The sequence below is a fragment of the Bacteroidales bacterium genome (genome assembly GCA_035299085.1).
In the GTDB taxonomy this organism is placed as follows: Bacteria; Bacteroidota; Bacteroidia; order Bacteroidales; family UBA10428; genus UBA5072.
This window is the reverse complement of the sequence record DATGXG010000026.1, coordinates 1-16,952: the sequence shown is the minus strand read 5'-3', so window position 1 is coordinate 16,952 and position 16,952 is coordinate 1. Positions and strand designations below refer to the sequence as shown.

Genomic DNA, 16,952 nt, shown 5'->3' with positions numbered 1-16,952 from the left:
TTATGAAAAAGAGAATCATTGTAGTAGAGGATTTTAATACCTCGAGACAGATTATAAAAAAAACTCTGGAAGGCATGGGGCATATGGTTGATGAGGCCGCTGACGGAAGAGATGCCACGCGATATTTCGACGGAAGCACAATTGACCTTGTGATTACAGATTACAACATGCCAAACATGGATGGGGGATCGCTTGTAGAATACATCCGAAGCACAGAAGTATACAAATATATACCGATTTTCGTACTCTCCACTGAAACGAACATCGATAAACAAGCAAGGGCAAGAGATGCAAAAATCACTGCCTGGATAAGGAAACCCTTTGAGATAACTGAATTTAAGAAACTGGTTCAAAAAGTTCTGGCATGATAGATGAATTCATACAGGGATTTGTTACAGAAGCAAAGGAATTGCTGATGCAACTTGAGGATGACCTCATGAGGCTGGAACAGAATCCGCTCAATCCGGAGATTATCAATAGTATTTTCAGAATCATGCACACCCTGAAAGGCTCGGCCGGTATGGTCGGGTTCAGGAATATCCAGGGACTTACACATGAATTTGAAAACCTCTATTCGAAGATCAGGGACGGGGAATTAAAGGCAGACAGCCGGATCATTGATACTACCCTTAAGGCTAAAGATACTATGCTGGCCATGCTTGACGGTAAAAAAAGTGAGGCAGATTATGATCTTAAGCGATTGCACAATGAACTTGATACTCCGGAATCCGTTTCTCAGGAAAATGAAACGGATACTTATGTCATTCTTTTTACACCAGATAAGAATGTGTTTGAGCGGGGCTTAAAACCCGAGAACTCAATTGAAGAATTGAAACAGTCCGGACAACTTGTTTGCATCATTCATGACAAGGGGAAATTAAAGAATACTTCTGACCGTGAAAAAATTTGTACTACTTCCTGGGAAGTTTACCTTAGAAGTACCGTTTCACGTGAACAGCTGAATGATATATTTCTTTTCTACGAACAGGATGAATTTTGCGTCCTGCCGGTAACCGCTGAATCTATTGAACCTGAAGGCCATGTTTATTTGAAGATTAAAAAGTTATATAAAAACAAGAAAGATATAACGGCACATATCCGTCAATACCTTCAGAAACTACCTGAGATTGTGAAAGAGGAAGCAGTTGCCGCTGCCATTCAGGAACCATCAAACCAGGTGCAGGCTGAAACCGTAAAAACCGATACTGAAACAACTGTAAATGTTTCATCGCATAAACTGGATGAATTAATGAACCTGGTTAGTGAGCTGGTTACTGAAACCGCTACTGTTCAGGCAAGAGCTATGGTGTATAATGATTCCAAACTTAACAATGCCCTTGAAAACATCGAGAAGTTGACAAAAAAGTTCAGAAACAATGCTCTTGATCTGCGACTTATACCTGTTGGCAGTTTGTTGAATAAGTTTAAAAGGCAGGTAAGGGATCTCTCAAGGGATCTGGGGAAAAATGTGCAACTGCTTATCGAAGGCCAGGATATAGAGATTGATAAAACCATTCTTAAATCAATTGAAAGTCCATTACAGCATATAATACGGAATAGCATTGACCACGGGATTGAATTTTCCGAAGAGCGACTGGCAAAGGGCAAAAAAAAGGAAGGGTTGCTAAAAATCACCGCCTTTTATTCAGGCGCCAGCGTTATCATTCAGGTTCAGGACGACGGAAGCGGGATTAACCTTGACCGTGTGAGGGAATGTGCTATTAAAAAGGGATTCATTACACAGGACCAGGTAGTTACAAAAGATGAATTGATCACCATGATCATGGAACCCGGCTTCACCACGAATGAGAATGTAAGCATTGTTTCAGGCCGGGGCGTTGGAATGGATGTAGTAAGAAAGGAGCTAAACGGTGTGGGTGGCAGTCTGGAAGTCTTCACTGAAAAGGACCTGGGAACATCAATTACAATGAAGCTTCCCACAACACTAACAATTGTGGATACCCTGATGGTGAATATTGCTGAAACCAAAGTCCTGATTCCGGTAATGGATATTGAATACTGTTACAGGGAAAAACAGCAGATTCTGAATAAAAGGGATAATCGTTACCTGGAATATAAAAATCACCCGATTCCCCTTGTCTCTCTGCGGGAACAGTTTCGCTACACTTCATCGGTATCGAAGGACCAGATGGTGGTTGTGATCAACAAATTTGACAGACGATACGCCATTATCGCCGATGAAATCGTCGGAGAACACCAGGCTGTTATTAAGCCATTAGGTGAGTTGTTTGTTAACCAGCCTTATTTTTCAGGCGGTAGTATCCTGGTGGATGGCGACCTTGCCTTCATCCTGGATACCAATTTTCTTTTTAATCATATCACAAAACTTAAAGACTAAACAATGATTACAGATATAGATAAAAAAACGAGCTATATAAATCTGGAGATCGGCACAGAGAATTTTGCCATCAGTGTCTACCAGGTTTTAGAAATCATTCAGTTTGATAAAATAACACGGATACCGGATTCTTCAGAATATGTACCCGGTGTAATTAATTTCAGGGGATCGATTGTGCCAGTTATTGATATGCATAAACGTTTTAAAATTGAGAATAATGAATTGGCTGAGAAAATGGTGGTTATTGTGGAAATTAATTCAAATGATAAAATAGTATTAATGGGATTAATTGTTGACCAGGTAACTGATGTGATCGAATTCGATTTTAAGGAAATTAAATCGGTTCCTGACCTGGGTATTAAATATAACCCGGAATTCCTTGACGGTTTCATCGAACGTGATGGCAGATTCATTATGGTAATGAATACGGATCATGTGTTGAGTGTAAATGAACTTTCTGAAATCACTGAAAAAGCAGCCCAGTGATAATGAAGAATGTTGCATTTTCAGTCCTGATATTCCTGTTACCCGGCTTTAGCCTGGTTAACGGTCAGAATAACAATACGGCCACTGTTAAAGTTTCCGGGTTGATAAAAACAGATCTGTTTTACGATACACGCCAGACAGTGAATGCACGTGAAGGACATTTTCTTTTGTATCCTGCTTCTCAATCATTTGATCCTGATCATAAAGATCTGAATGATGCACCATCCTTAAATTTCCTGCCTATTCAATCCAATCTGTCCGTTAGCGTTTCAGAAATTGAAGTCGGCAAAGCGAAAGTCTCCGGCCTTGTTGAAGGTGATTTTTTCGGGGGAAGCAATGCCAATACAAATATGCTGCGACTTCGGCATGCATATCTTAAATTACGGTGGGAGAAGGCGGAAATCATTGCAGGTCAGTCTTGGCACCCGTTTTTTGCCACTTCATGCTTTCCTTCAACGCTCTCATTTAATACGGGATCACCAATAGCGCCCTTTTCAAGAGCTCCCCAGGTTGGATTTTCATACCTGCCCGGAATCTTCCGGTTAAGTTTTACAATGCTGACACAAAGGGATTATTGCTCGAACGGACCAGAAGGCACCTCTTCCAAATATCTCAGAGATTCACATATGCCCGACTTAATTGTTTCGGCTGAGATACGAATTAAAGGTACAACCGAAACAGTGATAGGAACCAATATCGGATATAAGAAAATCAAACCTGAAATAAAGACTGGGAAAGGGTACCAGACTTCTAGTACTGTGGATGGTATTTCGGCAGAATTCTATCTTAAATATGTATTGCGTAGACTTACCTGGAAGATTGAAGGTGTTTATCTTGAAAATGGCAGCGATCTGCTGGGTATCGGAGGATATGTTGTAAAAGACACAATCAACAGTTTAAAAGGAATTGTAAGCTATGAGCCCTTAAGCACAGCATCAATATGGTCAGAAATTAGCTATCAGAATGACAAATTTCAGACAGGTATTTTTGCCGGATATTCAGAATGCATAGGTGCTGCGTCAGATGTAAAAGGGCCATTCTATTTCACCATGGGAATGCCTGTAAAGAGTGTTTTCAGAGTCTCTCCCCGGTTTCTGATTAAAGCAGGACCTGTTAATGCCGGAATCGAACTGGAATACACGCGTGCAGGCTATGGCACCGGCAGTCCTGACGGTAAACTGGCCAATCCTGTTTATGTTCAGAACACCCGTTTACTGACGACTATCTTCTACAGATTTTAATTTTGAATCAAACAAAAAAAGTGATTCCGACGTAAACGAAAGCATATGGCAGAGTTTATATGCAATGAAATAACCTACCTCCTTCCCGGAGAACTTATTGTTACATCAGAACCTATGAAGATATCTACGGTGCTGGGTTCATGTGTTTCAGTATGCATGTATGACAGGGAAATGAAGATCGGCGGCATGAATCATTACATGATGCCTTTTTATAAAAAAGAAGATGATCTCCCGTTGAAATACGGCGACACTTCTCTCAGGATTTTACTGAATAAAATGATACAGGCCGGGGCCAGGAAGAACAGGATATTTGTAAGAATATACGGTGGTGCTTCTGTATTGCGGATTGAGAATTCAACCATTAACGTGGCTGAAAAGAATATCGGGGCAGCTTATGACTTTGTAAAAGAGCATAACCTGGTTGTCAATTCGGTAGAGGTAGGAGGTCACAAAGGCAGAAAGGTTGTATTTGATACTCTCGCCGGTGTGATCAGCTGCAGCTTCCTGAGAGAAATCAAATCAGCAACTAACTGGAATTCGATCAACCTACTCGGCATAGAATCCTGACCATATCCGGATTATTGAGCAAAATATTCTTCCCCTTTATCTGAATCAGCTTTTCATGCTTAAATTCATTCAACATCCGGACCATGCTCTCAACAGACATTCCTGAAAGTTCAGCCAGATCTTTTCGTGTAATATGCGAATAAATGTCTTCTTGTTTCTGACCATAATCCGACAGGTAAAGAAGGGCGGATGCCAGTTTTCCCTGCATATTTCTTGTACCGATAATCTTTAGTCTTTCGTACAGGTAATCAAGCTCTTCACTGAAATTCGTAAATAACCGCAGAAAAAGAACAGGATAATTTGTATAAAGTTTTCTGAAGTACGACGATTCAATCATGCATACCCGTGTCTTTTTTAAAGCTTCCGTGGTGTATAATGACTCATTTTTCCATGATAACAGGTTCAGCCCAATGTATTCGTTCTTCCCGGATAACCGGATGATGACATCTTTATTGTGATATCCTTCGATCGTATGTTTGACAAACCCTTCATTGATGAACAGGATGGTGGACTGAATGCTTCCCTGCTTAACAAGCGTTTCACCTTTTCTGAAAATAATTTCACGTTTATAATTCTGAAAACCGGACAGTTCTTTGGCATGGACAGAAGAAAAAACACAATCCAGGGTGCATTCCTTACATTGCTTTTCATGGGACACTTCGGGCATGATGACTTCATTTACAGTGAGAAACAGAAACAGGTCAATTAAAGCTGCATAGTATTATGTCATCTGACATATAATTATTTGTACTTTGACATTTAAAAATAGTTATAAAATACTTGAAATTTTTTTCCTTATAACTGTAAACCCATTTTAATGTTCACGTATACCCATAGAAACCCCTGCAAAAATATTCATAATGAAAAGAATCGTAATTGCTGAAGACTTTAACACCTCACGGCAAATAATCAAAAAGACCCTTGAAAACATGGGATATCATGTTGATGAAGCTTCTGACGGAAAAGAAGCATTGGGTTTATTTGACGGCAGGCCGGTGGACCTGCTGATAACCGATTACAACATGCCCAATATGAACGGTGCTGAACTGATAAAAAATATAAGAAACAGTGAAGTGTACAAATATGTTCCCATTTTTGTATTATCCACCGATACCAACATAGAAAAGCAACAGAAGGCAAAAGAAGCCATGATCACCGCATGGATCAGGAAGCCCTTTGAAATAAGTGAATTTAAAAAAATGATCGAAAAAGTTTTATCATGATGGAAAAGAGTACGCCGGTTTTGAAAGATGAATTAACTGATCTCAGGAGTGAAGTGGAAAGAATTTTAGCTTCGATTGTCAGCAACGATGACCTTTCCGGTCAACCGCCTGTTCAGCGATTTCACCAAAAAACAATGATGTGGGAAAATACCGATCTTGCCTGATATGGCTGATATAATACAACTAGAAGAAAGGGAATATAAGAGACTCAGCTCATTTATCATGAGCCAGTACGGGATAAAACTACCACCCGTTAAAAAGACCCTTCTACAATGCAGGCTGCAAAAAAGACTACAGGCATTACATTTCAGCAATTTCAAAGAATATGTTGATTATGCCTTTTCATCAGGCGATCATAATGAGATCACCCTGATGATTGATGCAGTAACGACCAACAAAACCGATTTTTTTCGTGAACCGGGTCATTTTGATTATCTGCTTGAAGAAGGTATTGAGCGGTTGATTCAGAAAACCGGTAAAAGAAGCTTTACAATATGGAGTGCAGGATGTTCAAGCGGTGAAGAACCTTACACAATAGCCATGGTGCTGAGTGAATTTTCGCTAAAGCAGCCGGTTGAATTCACCATTATGGCTACCGATATATCCTCAAGTGTACTCGAACATGCAAGGGTAGGAATTTATAATGAAGAAAAAACGGGAGATATTCCGTTAGAATTTAAAAAGAAGTACTTACTCAAGGGTAAAAACAATTTTGTCAACAAAGTACGAATCATACCTCAGCTGCAAAACCGGATTCAGTTCAGAAAATTCAACCTGCTATCTTCTGATTTTTCATCCATGGGTAAATTTGATATTATCTTTTGCCGGAATGTGATGATCTATTTCGACAGGCAGGTACAGCACCAGGTGTTAAAACATTTCGCGGATTGTATAAACAACGAAGGATTGTTATTTTTGGGGCATTCTGAATCTTTGGCGGGACATGAGCTTCCATTTATCAGTCTGAGACCGACAATATTTGAAAAAGGTAACCCTTTAACAAGGAATAAAAAATACTAATCACCTCGCATGAAGAAAATAAGGGTCATGATAGTGGATGATTCTGCGCTTGTCAGGCAAACGCTGACGTCTATACTGAATTCGGATCACTCTCTTGAAGTGGTTGCTACAGCACCAGACCCGATTATCGCCGCAAGAAAGATCATGACGGAAAAACCGGATGTACTGACTCTTGATCTTGAAATGCCTAAGATGAGCGGACTTCAGTTCCTGAAAAAGCTCATGGTTCAGTATCCTCTTCCGGTGGTTGTCATTTCGAGTCTTACCGAAAATGGCAGTGAACTTGCCATGAAATCACTTGAATACGGAGCTGTTGATGTGATCACAAAACCCAAAATCGCCACCAGGGAGTCACTTGAAGAATCGAGGATTATTCTTTGCGATGCTGTAAAAGCAGCAGCTCATGCAAAAATGATAAAGGCCGTAATCAAACCAGAATTAAAAATTGAGCCTAAGCTTTCAGCTGATGAGGTGGTCGAGTTATACCGTAACACAGCGAATATTAAACATACAACTGACAAAATAATAGCTGTAGGAGCTTCTACAGGAGGCACCCAGGCTATTGAGAAGTTTTTAAAGGCAATGCCTCCCGACTGTCCCGGAATTGTAATTGTACAGCATATGCCTGAATTATTCACAAGGTCATTTGCCGAGCGATTAAACCAGATCTGCAATCTTCATGTAAAAGAAGGTGAGCATGGTGAACTGGTTACACCCGGGAAAGCCATTATTGCCCCGGGAAACCGTCATATGCTGCTGGCAAAGACAGGGGCTAAATACTACATAGAAATAAACGACGGGCCCCTTGTAAATCGCCACAGGCCTTCAGTAGATGTGCTTTTCCGTTCGGCCGCCAATTGTGCCGGACCCAATGCCCTAGGTATCATTATGACCGGAATGGGCGATGACGGCGCTCATGGTTTGCTTGAAATGAAAAATGCCGGTGCTTTTACAATTGCCGAAGATGAAAGTACATGCGTGGTTTTCGGAATGCCACGTGTTGCCATCAGCCTTAATGCCGCCTCTCAGATTCTGCCTCTTCATGATATTGCCAGGTATACCTTTAACCACTTCAGGACATAGTTCTTGGTCACCCTGAGCGTTTACCCTGGCTTCGACTCCGTTCAGCATGAATCATAAAGCTATTAACAATTGTTCATAACCCCTGTGCATTTCACGTTCAAATGTACAGGGAAGAAATTGACTACCAGGTAATAAACTGTTGTACATTTGGTCTACCAGATGAGCGATAATAAGGTTGCCCTTAAATGCGGAACCAGATAGTGGTTACTTAAATGGAATCACAACTGGTTTTACAGGTCCCCGGATCTGCACATGAAAAGGACCGGAGTGCAAACTCCGTCACTAAGGTTGTCCCGGGAGCAATCCTGAGCAATCGAAATGACAGCCGGAAGTCAGAACCCTAAAAAGTCCTGACCAAAAGCCAGGGGTGGAGGCCCGACCAAAAGTCAGGCTAAAACCGATCTTACTAACAGTAATCTGGCACGAAGGAATACCCCGGTATTCCGGAATGAAACGGGAATCATTTAAACCATGGTTCCCGTTTGCGTTTTTAGGGTTACGGCAATATAGTTGATATTCATCAATTCACATTGTTATTTATATCAAGATTTATTTAAAGATACATCAACAGCTTTCCCGGTAACATCGGGCGTTTCCGACGTATAACCATTCAATTAATTGTTTTCACCATTATTATCCAAAACATTAACTGATGAAGTATACGTACCTCTCTTTTGTAATCGGCGAAGAACTCTACGCCGTAAATGTTTCCAAGGTACTTGAGGTCCTTGAGAAACAAAACATCTCCCGGGTTCCCAATGCACCCCATTATATTAAAGGCATTGTGAATTTCAGGGGAGATATCGTCCCTGTATTTGAATCAAGGGATAAATTTAACCTCCCCGAAAGAGGTGATCATTCTTCATATGTAATAATTGTACTTGACCTTTCAAGAGACTCCGAAATTTTCAGGATTGGCGCTATGGTTGACCGGGTAAAGGATGTTCTTGAAATTGATGACCGTGATATCCGGGCCGTTCCCGTTATGAGCAAGGAGTTCAATTCACATTTCCTTCATGGTATCTATAAACTCCAGGAGAAATTCATTCTTTTGCTGGATGTCGACAAGGTATTTACCGAAGAGGAAGTGAACATTCTTTCCAATGTGACGGAACAAGAATAATCCGTCGTCCCGCCATACTCCTCCTGATTCCACTAGCCCAAAAAAATCAACAACAACCAATTATCGGAGGAAAATATCATGAATCAACTAAAAATCAGAACAAAACTGCTTATCAGCTTCTTTTTACTTGTCGTCATTTCAAGCACAATAGGTTACCTGGGGATCAGTAAAATTCATCAAATTGACACCAGTTATTCAGACTCTTACATAGTTGTTACCGATCCACTGGGTGATCTTGTTTATTCAGTGTTTGATTTTCAACAGGCAAGAGTCTTGTACCGCGATTATGTCAGGGAAAATGATGTGAATCAAATCAAAAAACTGATTGATCAGAGGAAGGTATATTCAGACAGTGTAAGCAAATATATGACCAGCTATGAACAGTCTATAAGGACCGAGAAAGGTCGTAAACTGTTTGATGAATATATGCAGGCACGTAAGGAATTTGTAGGCAATTTAGAGACTCTGGAAGGACTTGCTCTGGAAAACAGGGACGATGAAGCTAACGCCTTAATTGATGGAGACATGAGCAGAACTGTAAAAGCTTACGAGTCGGCAATGATGGCCCTTGTAGACAATAAAGTAAAGAGAGGTGGAGAAATTTCAGATCAGAATACGAAAATAGCAAACCAGGCGGTTAACTTCATGGCCGTCCTTATTGTATTGGGTGTAATAGTCGCAATAATCCTGGCATTATATGTTTCAGGAAACATCCAGAATATTATAAAATCTGTAATAAAACAAACAAAGGATCTTGTGGATGCAGCCATTGCAGGCCGCCTGGCAACCCGCGCCAAACCGGAGGACACCAATGAAGAATTCCGTGAAATTGTTATCGGCATCAATAACACCCTGGATGCCGTCATCGGTCCGCTGAATGTGGCCGCTGAATATGTCGACCGGATATCAAAAGGAAATATCCCTGCTAAAATAGCTGATGAGTATCATGGCGATTTCAATGAAATAAAAAATAACCTGAATACCTGTATTGATGCTATTAACCTTTTGGTTACCGACTCCAAATTACTTGTTAAAGCCTCAATTGATGGTAAATTTGATACCAGGGCCGATGCTGAAAAGCATTTTGGCGATTATAAATCAATCGTACAAGGCGTTAATGAAACACTTGACGTTGTGGTTGCCAAGATTTTCTGGTACGAACAGATGCTGGATTCTATTCCATTCCCGATTTCGGTTACAGATATGGATATGAATTGGACGTTTTTTAATAAAGCAGCTGAAACAGTTACAGGTAAAAAGCGAAGTGAAATGTGTGGCAAACAATGCAGCAACTGGGGTGCCGATATATGCAACTCCGATCGCTGCGGTATAAAACTCCTGAAGAAGGGCATTCTTACTTCTAATTTCAAGCAACCCGGTATGGAAATGAACTTCCAGGTTGATACTACATACCTGCTTGATGCCTCGGGCAAACAAATAGGACATATTGAAATAGTTCAGGACATTACAAAATCACTGCGAACAGCCCAATATAATAAGGTTGAAGTTGAAAGGCTGGCTGCGAACCTTGATAAACTCTCTAAAGGTAACACCGTGTTTGACCTTAATGTTTCCGCTGCTGACCAATATACAGAAGCCGAATACCAAAACTTCCGCCTGATTAACCTCAATCTGGAAAAAGTGCAGGAAGCTATAGTAAGGCTTTATAGTGATGCGGAATTATTGTCGAAAGCAGCTATCGAAGGTAAACTGGCAACCCGTGCTGATTCATCGAAACACGATGGTGATTTCCGTAAGATCATAGAAGGTGTCAACGACACACTTGATGCCGTAATCGGACCTCTGAATATAGCAGCAGAATATGTCGACCGTATTGCAAAAGGTAACCTGCCCCAGAAAATCACAGATTCATATAACGGTGATTTCAATGAAATAAAAAATAACCTCAACTCATGTATTGACGCAATTAACCTGCTCATTGCCGATGCCAATATGCTTGCCGATGCAGCTGTTGAAGGCAAACTGGCAACCCGCGCCAACGCCGGAAAACATGAAGGAGATTATGCAAAAATCGTTAAGGGAGTTAATGACACTCTTGATGCGGTAATCAGTCCCCTGAATGTGGCAGCAGAATATGTGTCACAGATTGCAGTTGGCAATATGCCTCCGCTGATTACCGATAATTATAACGGTGATTTCAATGAAATTAAAAACAACCTGAATACTCTTATCATTGCGCTGAACCAGATTATTGAAAAATCGCAGCTGATGGCCCAGGGAGACCTTACAGTTAACCTGGTGGCCCGCTCTGAAAATGATGAGTTGATGAAATCGCTCGATAATATGGCTAAAGCCAATGCATCGGTTATTAACGACTTTATCACCGCAATCGATAGCATCGTTCAGGCCAGCCAGCAAATGCAGGCCGTTGCAGAACAGATTTCACAGGGATCGAATGAACAGGCTTCCTCAACTGAAGAAATTTCTTCTTCGATGGATGAAATGGTGAGCAACATCAATCAGAATGCTGAAAATGCCAAGCAGACCGAGGAAATTGCACTCAGGGCTTCAACGGATATCAATGAAGGCAATAAATCGGTTACCATCACGGTGGATGCCATGAAGAAAATTGCCGACAAGATCACCGTTGTGGGACAGATAGCCGAGAAGACCGACTTACTGGCCATCAATGCTGCCATTGAAGCAGCCAGGGCCGGCGAACAGGGAAAAGGCTTTGCAGTTGTTGCGGCTGAGGTAAGGAAGCTTGCCGAAAACAGCCAGGCAGCTGCCAAAGAAATTGATGAACTGTCGAAATCAAGTGTAAAAATTGCCGATGAATCCGGTGTTTTATTGCAGAAAATTGTGCCGGATATCCAGAAAACGGCATTGCTTGTCCAGGAAATCACAGCTGCCAGCTCTGAACAGAATACCGGTGCCAAACAGGTGAACAGTGCAATTATGCAGCTAAATCAGATTACGCAGCAGAATGCTTCGGCATCAGAGGAAATGTCATCCAGTGCGCAGGAACTGGCAGCCCAGGCTGAGCAGTTGAAAGACCTGGTTGCATTTTATAAGACGGGATTAGAAAGAAATACCACTTCAAAAATAATTTCATCAAGACTGCATAATTCGGCAAAACAGGTATCTAAAAGCAGTACACAGCAAAGTAAAATGAAAGCCGGTGTGTCTGAACTTGACCTCAGGAACAACGGCGAGAGTGAAAACTTTGAAGCATTTTAGTTCTTTCAGGTTTACAATTGGTTAAATAATTTTCAGGCGCAATAAGTAATAGAGTAATAATGGTGCAGCAGGGCGAAGGATCTTCCTTCGCCCTTTCTTTTAGCATAAAAGCTCCTCTATGCTTTCAGTAAGGTAGCCCTCATAGCGGTCGTTCAGTTTAAACTGACCCATTTGTATAGCCGGCTTATTTTTACCATGAAAATCGCTGCCGCATGTGATTAGAGCATTGCGCTTCACGGCCACATCCGACAGGTATGCAATCTGGCTTTCATTGTGGTAATTATTGAAAACCTCAATTCCTTTTGCTCCGGCAGCAAGCAGATCAATAACCACCTCTTCCCTGCCCCTGAAATTATGACCAGGGTGAGCAATAACCGGAATTCCGCCGGTGCCTGTTATAAGAGATATGGCATTACTGAAATCCATAAACGATATCTTCACATAAGCCGGTTTTCCCTGGGCAAAAAAATCAAGATAGAAATTCAAATAAGGATTATCACTCCGTTCGCCGCCTGCCCTGTATGGAGCCAGTTTGGGATGATGATCATACGCCGGATTGCCCAAAAGGTACTCAGCAATCATTTCAGCCGACGGAAGCCTGTCACCTTCTGTTTTCATGATTTCTGCCGCTTCTGCTTCAATTCCCAGGATTTTCAGGTTATGTACCATTTCATTGAATGCAGTCCTGACCAATCCCGAAATTTCATCAGCAAGCCGGGTGTATGCCGGGTCCTTCCATTGTATATTATATCCAAGCACATGCAGATCGGTTCCTTTATATATGCAATCAATTTCGATTCCGGGAATAACCCTAATGCCTGCACCCGCAGCATCTTTTAGCGCTCCTGAAATTCCGCCGGTCACATTGTGGTCGGTTATAGCTATCGTTTCCATGCCCGAACTTCTGGCCAGATTCAGAATTTCACCTGTACTTAATTCTCCGTCTGCACTGTAAACAGTATGTATGTGAAGATCTGCATTAATCATTTTGTTTTTGTTTTATGTGAGATTCCACATGTACAACAGTTGCATTCAATTCCTTGTTCATCAGGTAAACAGGGAATGGCTGACCTGGCTGAAATGAACTATGGCATCCGCCTTAAAACACGAATAATCTTTGTTTGTGGAATTCACTATGATCACTTTGCCGGGTTTGGCAGCAAGAGCCGCTTCAATTCCCGCATAGGAGTCCTCAAAAATCAGGACATCCGCCGGCAAGAGTCCAAGAATATTTATAGCCGATAAAAACATATCCGGGTCAGGCTTGCTTTTATAGGATCCGTCATTATAAAGGATATATCGCGGATCAATCAGTTTATCCAGCCTCAGAAATTCAATGTAAAAACTGACATTGCCGATTTCCGAAGCTGTGGCAATGGCAAAGGCAACCCGATTGTCTTTAAGGAAGGCAATCAACTCTCTTGCACCGGGGGCAAGGTCAATTTTCACTTCACGGCAGATATCGCGGTATATCGATTCCTTTTCTTCAACAAAATTCAGAATTTCTTCAGAAGTGAGGCTTTTATTAAAAATATCCCTGAAAATAAGTTCGTTATTCCGCCCATGGATCCTTTTGTCTTTTTCATCATCGGTCATTTTAAGATGATACCGTTGAAGAAATACATCCCAGGCCTTATTATGCAAAGGGGTATCCCATAAAAGAGTTCCGTTGAAATCGAAAACAACACCTTTCAGCTTCATGATTGCCTGATTAATTCAAGCCGGCCTACAATGGTTCCGGGTTTTAAATGCGTTCCGGGTGATAGCACGGCATTAGCACCGATTTTACAATGATCACCCACAACAGCACCGAATTTTTCAACCCCTGTTTCAAAAATTTGCACGCCATCATTAACGATGATGATTTTGTTTTCTCTCTCATTCAGGTGGTTTGCGATTACTGCACCGGCTTCTATATTTACGTTTGTTCCAATAATACTGTCGCCTACGAAATTGAAATGAGCCACCGAAGATCCAGGAAACAACAGTGAAGTTTTTATCTCACATCCTGAACCAATTGTAACCCTTTCGGTAAGGAAAATCCCTCCGCGCAGGAGGACATTATTTCCGACATAACAACCGGCACCAATGATAGCAGGACCTTTAATTATAGCGGAATCTTCAATCGTGGCCGATTTGTGGATGGCAATATCATTGTTGATGATGAAATTGGCATCAAGCTCCTGAATGAGGGCTGTTATAATTTTCTGCAGATGTGAAGTGATTTCCCAGGGTAATTTCTCCCTGCCGCAAAATTTCTCAGAATCCTTTATGTAGTCTTCCAGTACAATCATCGTTCGTAAAATTCAACGGGAAGATCATCGGGATCTCTGAAAAAAGTGAACTTTTTACCTGTCAGAGTATCTGTGCGGACAGCTTCATAGGGAATGCCCTGTTCTTCGAGATGCCGGCAGGCCTCATTCATATCATGCACTTCAAATGCCAGGTGGCGGAGGCCGGCAGCTTCGGGACCGGAAACCCTGGGGGGAGGATTATTAAAGGAGAAAAGCTCAATCAGGAATATTCCGTTCAATGAAAGATCAAGCTTATAGGAATCCCGCTCCCGGCGATAAGTTTCACGGATTATTTCTAGCGGAAGGACATGCGTGTAAAAATGTTTCGACCTGCTGTAGTCGGAACAAATGATCGCTATGTGATGAAAGCTGTTAATCGACAGCATCATTCAAAGTTACTTCATCGAATACATCTTGTCCACAATTCCGTAGGCTATGGATTCTTCCGCATTCATCCAGTAATCGCGGTCAAAATCCTTCAATATTTTATCCACGGACTGGTTACAGTTCTTTGCCAGGATATCGGCTGTGATTTCTTTTGATTTTATGATCTGCCGGGCATGTATGGCAATATCGGCAGCCTGTCCCTGCAGGTACCCCATACTGGGCTGGTGGATCAGCACTGCACCCAGGGGATAAATATACCGTTGTCCTTTCTCACCGGCCGACAGCAGCAACGAACCCATAGATGCGGCAAGTCCCATGCAGACAGTTGATACGGGTGAGCTGATCAGGTTCATGGTGTCAAGAATTGAAAAACCTGCTGTTACCATGCCTCCCGGACTATTAATATAAAAAGTAATGGGTTTGCCCGGATCAGCAGCTTCCATGTATAGCAATTTGCTCACGATTACTTCAGCCGACCTGTCGTCGACTTCTCCCCATAAGAATATTTTGCGCTGTTCAAGAAATTTCTGTTCAACTACCCTGTTGAGTGATGCCTGTTTTTCAGGATTTTTATTTTCTTCGGGTTCCTCGGAATATACGGTTCTCATAGTTTATTCTGGTTTGATTGCAAAGATAGTGAAAAATTAGTCTGTAGTCTGTTGGTCTGTTAGTCTGTTTGTCTGTTTGTCTGTTTTTCTGTTAGGTTTTAAGCAATAAGGTATTAAGGCCTAAGAGATATTTCTTAAATCATAAATCAGTGTTCGATGTTCGGTGTTAATTTGGTCTTAACACCTATTACCGTTTACCGTTTACCGATTACTGATCCCTGATCCCCTGGAAAAAGAATACGGTAATCCCTCATCTCCGCTCAGCCATGATTTTTGCGCGGTTGCTGACATTGAAAAATCAATTTTGCAGCCTTTCAACATTTCATTATGATCAAACCACACTCTGCCATAACTTTTGCCATTCAAACGAATCTGCTGAACATACCTGTTGGCAGGTGAATTATTCGTTGCATTTATCTCAACCTGTTTTCCGTTTTCAAGATTAATCTTAACATGGCTGAATACGGGTGAACCGATTACATATTGCATTGTTCCCGGGCACACAGGGTAAAAGCCCATGGCAGAAAAAACATACCAGGCCGAGGTCTGACCGTTGTCTTCATCACCGCAATACCCGTCGGGTGCCGGCGTATAAAGCCTGTCCATAATGTCTCTCACATGAAACTGAGTTTTCCAGGGTTCATTGGCGTAATCATACAGGTAGGCCATGTGTTGTATCGGCTGGTTGCCATGCGCGTAATTCCCCATATTCATAATCTGCATTTCCCTGATTTCATGAATCGGAAAACCGTAATAACTGTCGTCAAAAATTGGAGGCAGCTTAAAAACAGTATCCAGCATGGTAACAAAGTTCCGGTTTCCGCCCATAAGATCAATCAAACCCTGTATGTCGTGAAATACGCACCATGTATAATGCAGGCTGTTTCCTTCGGTAAATGCATCTCCCCATTTAAAAGGACTGAAAGGAGACTGGAAAGTACCGTCAGCATTTCGGCCCCGCATGAGCCTGGAAGTGCTGTCATAAACATTTTTATAATTCAGGCACCGTTGTGCAAACCGGTCGGTTTCTTCCTTTGGCCTCCCAAGAGCCTCTCCCAGCTTCCATATGCAGAAATCGTCATAGGCATATTCAAGCGTGCGGGCCACATTTTCATTGATTTTTACATCATACGGAATATAACCTTTTGAATTGTAATAACCCACTCCCAATCTTCCCACTGAACTGATCGGACCTGCATTTTCCGAATTTTTAAGTACGGCTTCATATAATTTTTGAATGTCGTATCCGCGAATACCCTTCAGGTACGCATCCGCAACTATTGACGCGGAATTTGATCCGATCATGCAATCCCGGTGACCGGGACTTGCCCATTCGGGAAGCCAGCCGCTTTCAAGGTAC

The 16,952-nt window shown here is 41.8% G+C and carries 18 protein-coding genes; 11 read left to right on the top strand and 7 right to left on the bottom strand.

Features of this window, described 5'->3' with window-relative positions:
- Positions 1–2 precede the first annotated feature (2 nt).
- The 5 genes from VK179_08130 to VK179_08110 are packed head-to-tail and all read left to right on the top strand — an operon-like array spanning position 3 to position 4,653.
- A complete protein-coding gene (locus VK179_08130) occupies positions 3–368 on the top strand; it encodes a response regulator (protein ID HLO58695.1) in 366 nt (121 codons plus the stop codon).
- A complete protein-coding gene (locus VK179_08125; protein HLO58694.1) occupies positions 365–2,359 on the top strand; it encodes a chemotaxis protein CheA in 1,995 nt (664 codons plus the stop codon). The genes VK179_08130 and VK179_08125 overlap by 4 nt, the downstream gene beginning before the upstream one ends.
- A gap of 3 nt (positions 2,360–2,362) precedes the next feature.
- Complete coding sequence (locus tag VK179_08120; protein ID HLO58693.1) at positions 2,363–2,845, top strand: chemotaxis protein CheW; 483 nt, start codon at positions 2,363–2,365, stop codon at positions 2,843–2,845.
- A gap of 2 nt (positions 2,846–2,847) precedes the next feature.
- The gene (locus tag VK179_08115) at positions 2,848–4,086 is read left to right on the top strand and encodes a hypothetical protein (protein ID HLO58692.1); all 1,239 of its coding nucleotides are present in this window, start codon (positions 2,848–2,850) and stop codon (positions 4,084–4,086) included.
- 45 nt (positions 4,087–4,131) lie between these two features.
- Positions 4,132–4,653, top strand: a complete 522-nt coding sequence (locus VK179_08110; protein HLO58691.1) for a chemotaxis protein CheD — start codon at positions 4,132–4,134, stop codon at positions 4,651–4,653.
- Here the strand turns inward: VK179_08110 and VK179_08105 are convergent.
- Positions 4,628–5,320, bottom strand: a complete 693-nt coding sequence (locus VK179_08105) for a Crp/Fnr family transcriptional regulator (protein HLO58690.1) — start codon at positions 5,318–5,320, stop codon at positions 4,628–4,630. The genes VK179_08110 and VK179_08105 overlap by 26 nt on opposite strands.
- Positions 5,321–5,513: 193 nt before the next feature.
- On the opposite strand from VK179_08105, the gene VK179_08100 reads away from it, so the two are divergent.
- The 6 genes from VK179_08100 to VK179_08075 all read left to right on the top strand — a co-directional run bounded on the left by VK179_08100 (position 5,514) and on the right by VK179_08075 (position 12,303).
- A complete protein-coding gene (locus VK179_08100; GenBank protein HLO58689.1) occupies positions 5,514–5,876 on the top strand; it encodes a response regulator in 363 nt (120 codons plus the stop codon).
- Entirely contained in the window at positions 5,873–6,040 is a 168-nt protein-coding gene (locus tag VK179_08095; GenBank protein HLO58688.1) for a hypothetical protein, read from the top strand. The genes VK179_08100 and VK179_08095 overlap by 4 nt, the downstream gene beginning before the upstream one ends.
- Position 6,041: 1 nt before the next feature.
- Positions 6,042–6,896, top strand: coding sequence for a protein-glutamate O-methyltransferase CheR (locus tag VK179_08090; GenBank protein HLO58687.1), 855 nt, complete (start codon positions 6,042–6,044; stop codon positions 6,894–6,896).
- Between the two features lie 9 nt (positions 6,897–6,905).
- Positions 6,906–7,979: a chemotaxis response regulator protein-glutamate methylesterase gene (locus VK179_08085; GenBank protein ID HLO58686.1), complete on the top strand. Its 1,074-nt coding sequence runs from the start codon at positions 6,906–6,908 to the stop codon at positions 7,977–7,979.
- 652 nt (positions 7,980–8,631) lie between these two features.
- A complete protein-coding gene (locus VK179_08080; GenBank protein HLO58685.1) occupies positions 8,632–9,102 on the top strand; it encodes a chemotaxis protein CheW in 471 nt (156 codons plus the stop codon).
- Between the two features lie 78 nt (positions 9,103–9,180).
- Positions 9,181–12,303 carry a methyl-accepting chemotaxis protein gene (locus tag VK179_08075; protein ID HLO58684.1) on the top strand — a complete coding sequence of 1,041 codons (3,123 nt, stop codon included), beginning with the start codon at positions 9,181–9,183 and terminating at the stop codon, positions 12,301–12,303.
- Between the two features lie 99 nt (positions 12,304–12,402).
- Here VK179_08075 and VK179_08070 read toward each other — a convergent pair whose 3' ends face one another.
- The 6 genes from VK179_08070 to VK179_08045 form a co-directional block, all read right to left on the bottom strand.
- Entirely contained in the window at positions 12,403–13,290 is an 888-nt protein-coding gene (locus VK179_08070) for a PHP domain-containing protein (GenBank protein ID HLO58683.1), read from the bottom strand.
- 60 nt (positions 13,291–13,350) lie between these two features.
- Positions 13,351–14,004 (bottom strand): HAD family phosphatase, encoded by a 654-nt coding sequence (locus tag VK179_08065; protein ID HLO58682.1) that lies wholly within the window; start codon positions 14,002–14,004, stop codon positions 13,351–13,353.
- Positions 14,001–14,597: a hypothetical protein gene (locus VK179_08060; protein ID HLO58681.1), complete on the bottom strand. Its 597-nt coding sequence runs from the start codon at positions 14,595–14,597 to the stop codon at positions 14,001–14,003. Before VK179_08060 ends, VK179_08065 begins: the two co-directional genes overlap by 4 nt.
- Positions 14,594–14,986, bottom strand: a complete 393-nt coding sequence (locus VK179_08055) for a VOC family protein (GenBank protein HLO58680.1) — start codon at positions 14,984–14,986, stop codon at positions 14,594–14,596. Before VK179_08055 ends, VK179_08060 begins: the two co-directional genes overlap by 4 nt.
- Before the next feature lie 6 nt (positions 14,987–14,992).
- The gene (locus tag VK179_08050; GenBank protein HLO58679.1) at positions 14,993–15,592 is read right to left on the bottom strand and encodes an ATP-dependent Clp protease proteolytic subunit; all 600 of its coding nucleotides are present in this window, start codon (positions 15,590–15,592) and stop codon (positions 14,993–14,995) included.
- A 201-nt stretch (positions 15,593–15,793) separates the two neighbouring features.
- The coding region (locus tag VK179_08045) for a glycoside hydrolase family 92 protein (GenBank protein ID HLO58678.1) at positions 15,794–16,952 on the bottom strand (1,159 nt) is incomplete at its 5' end.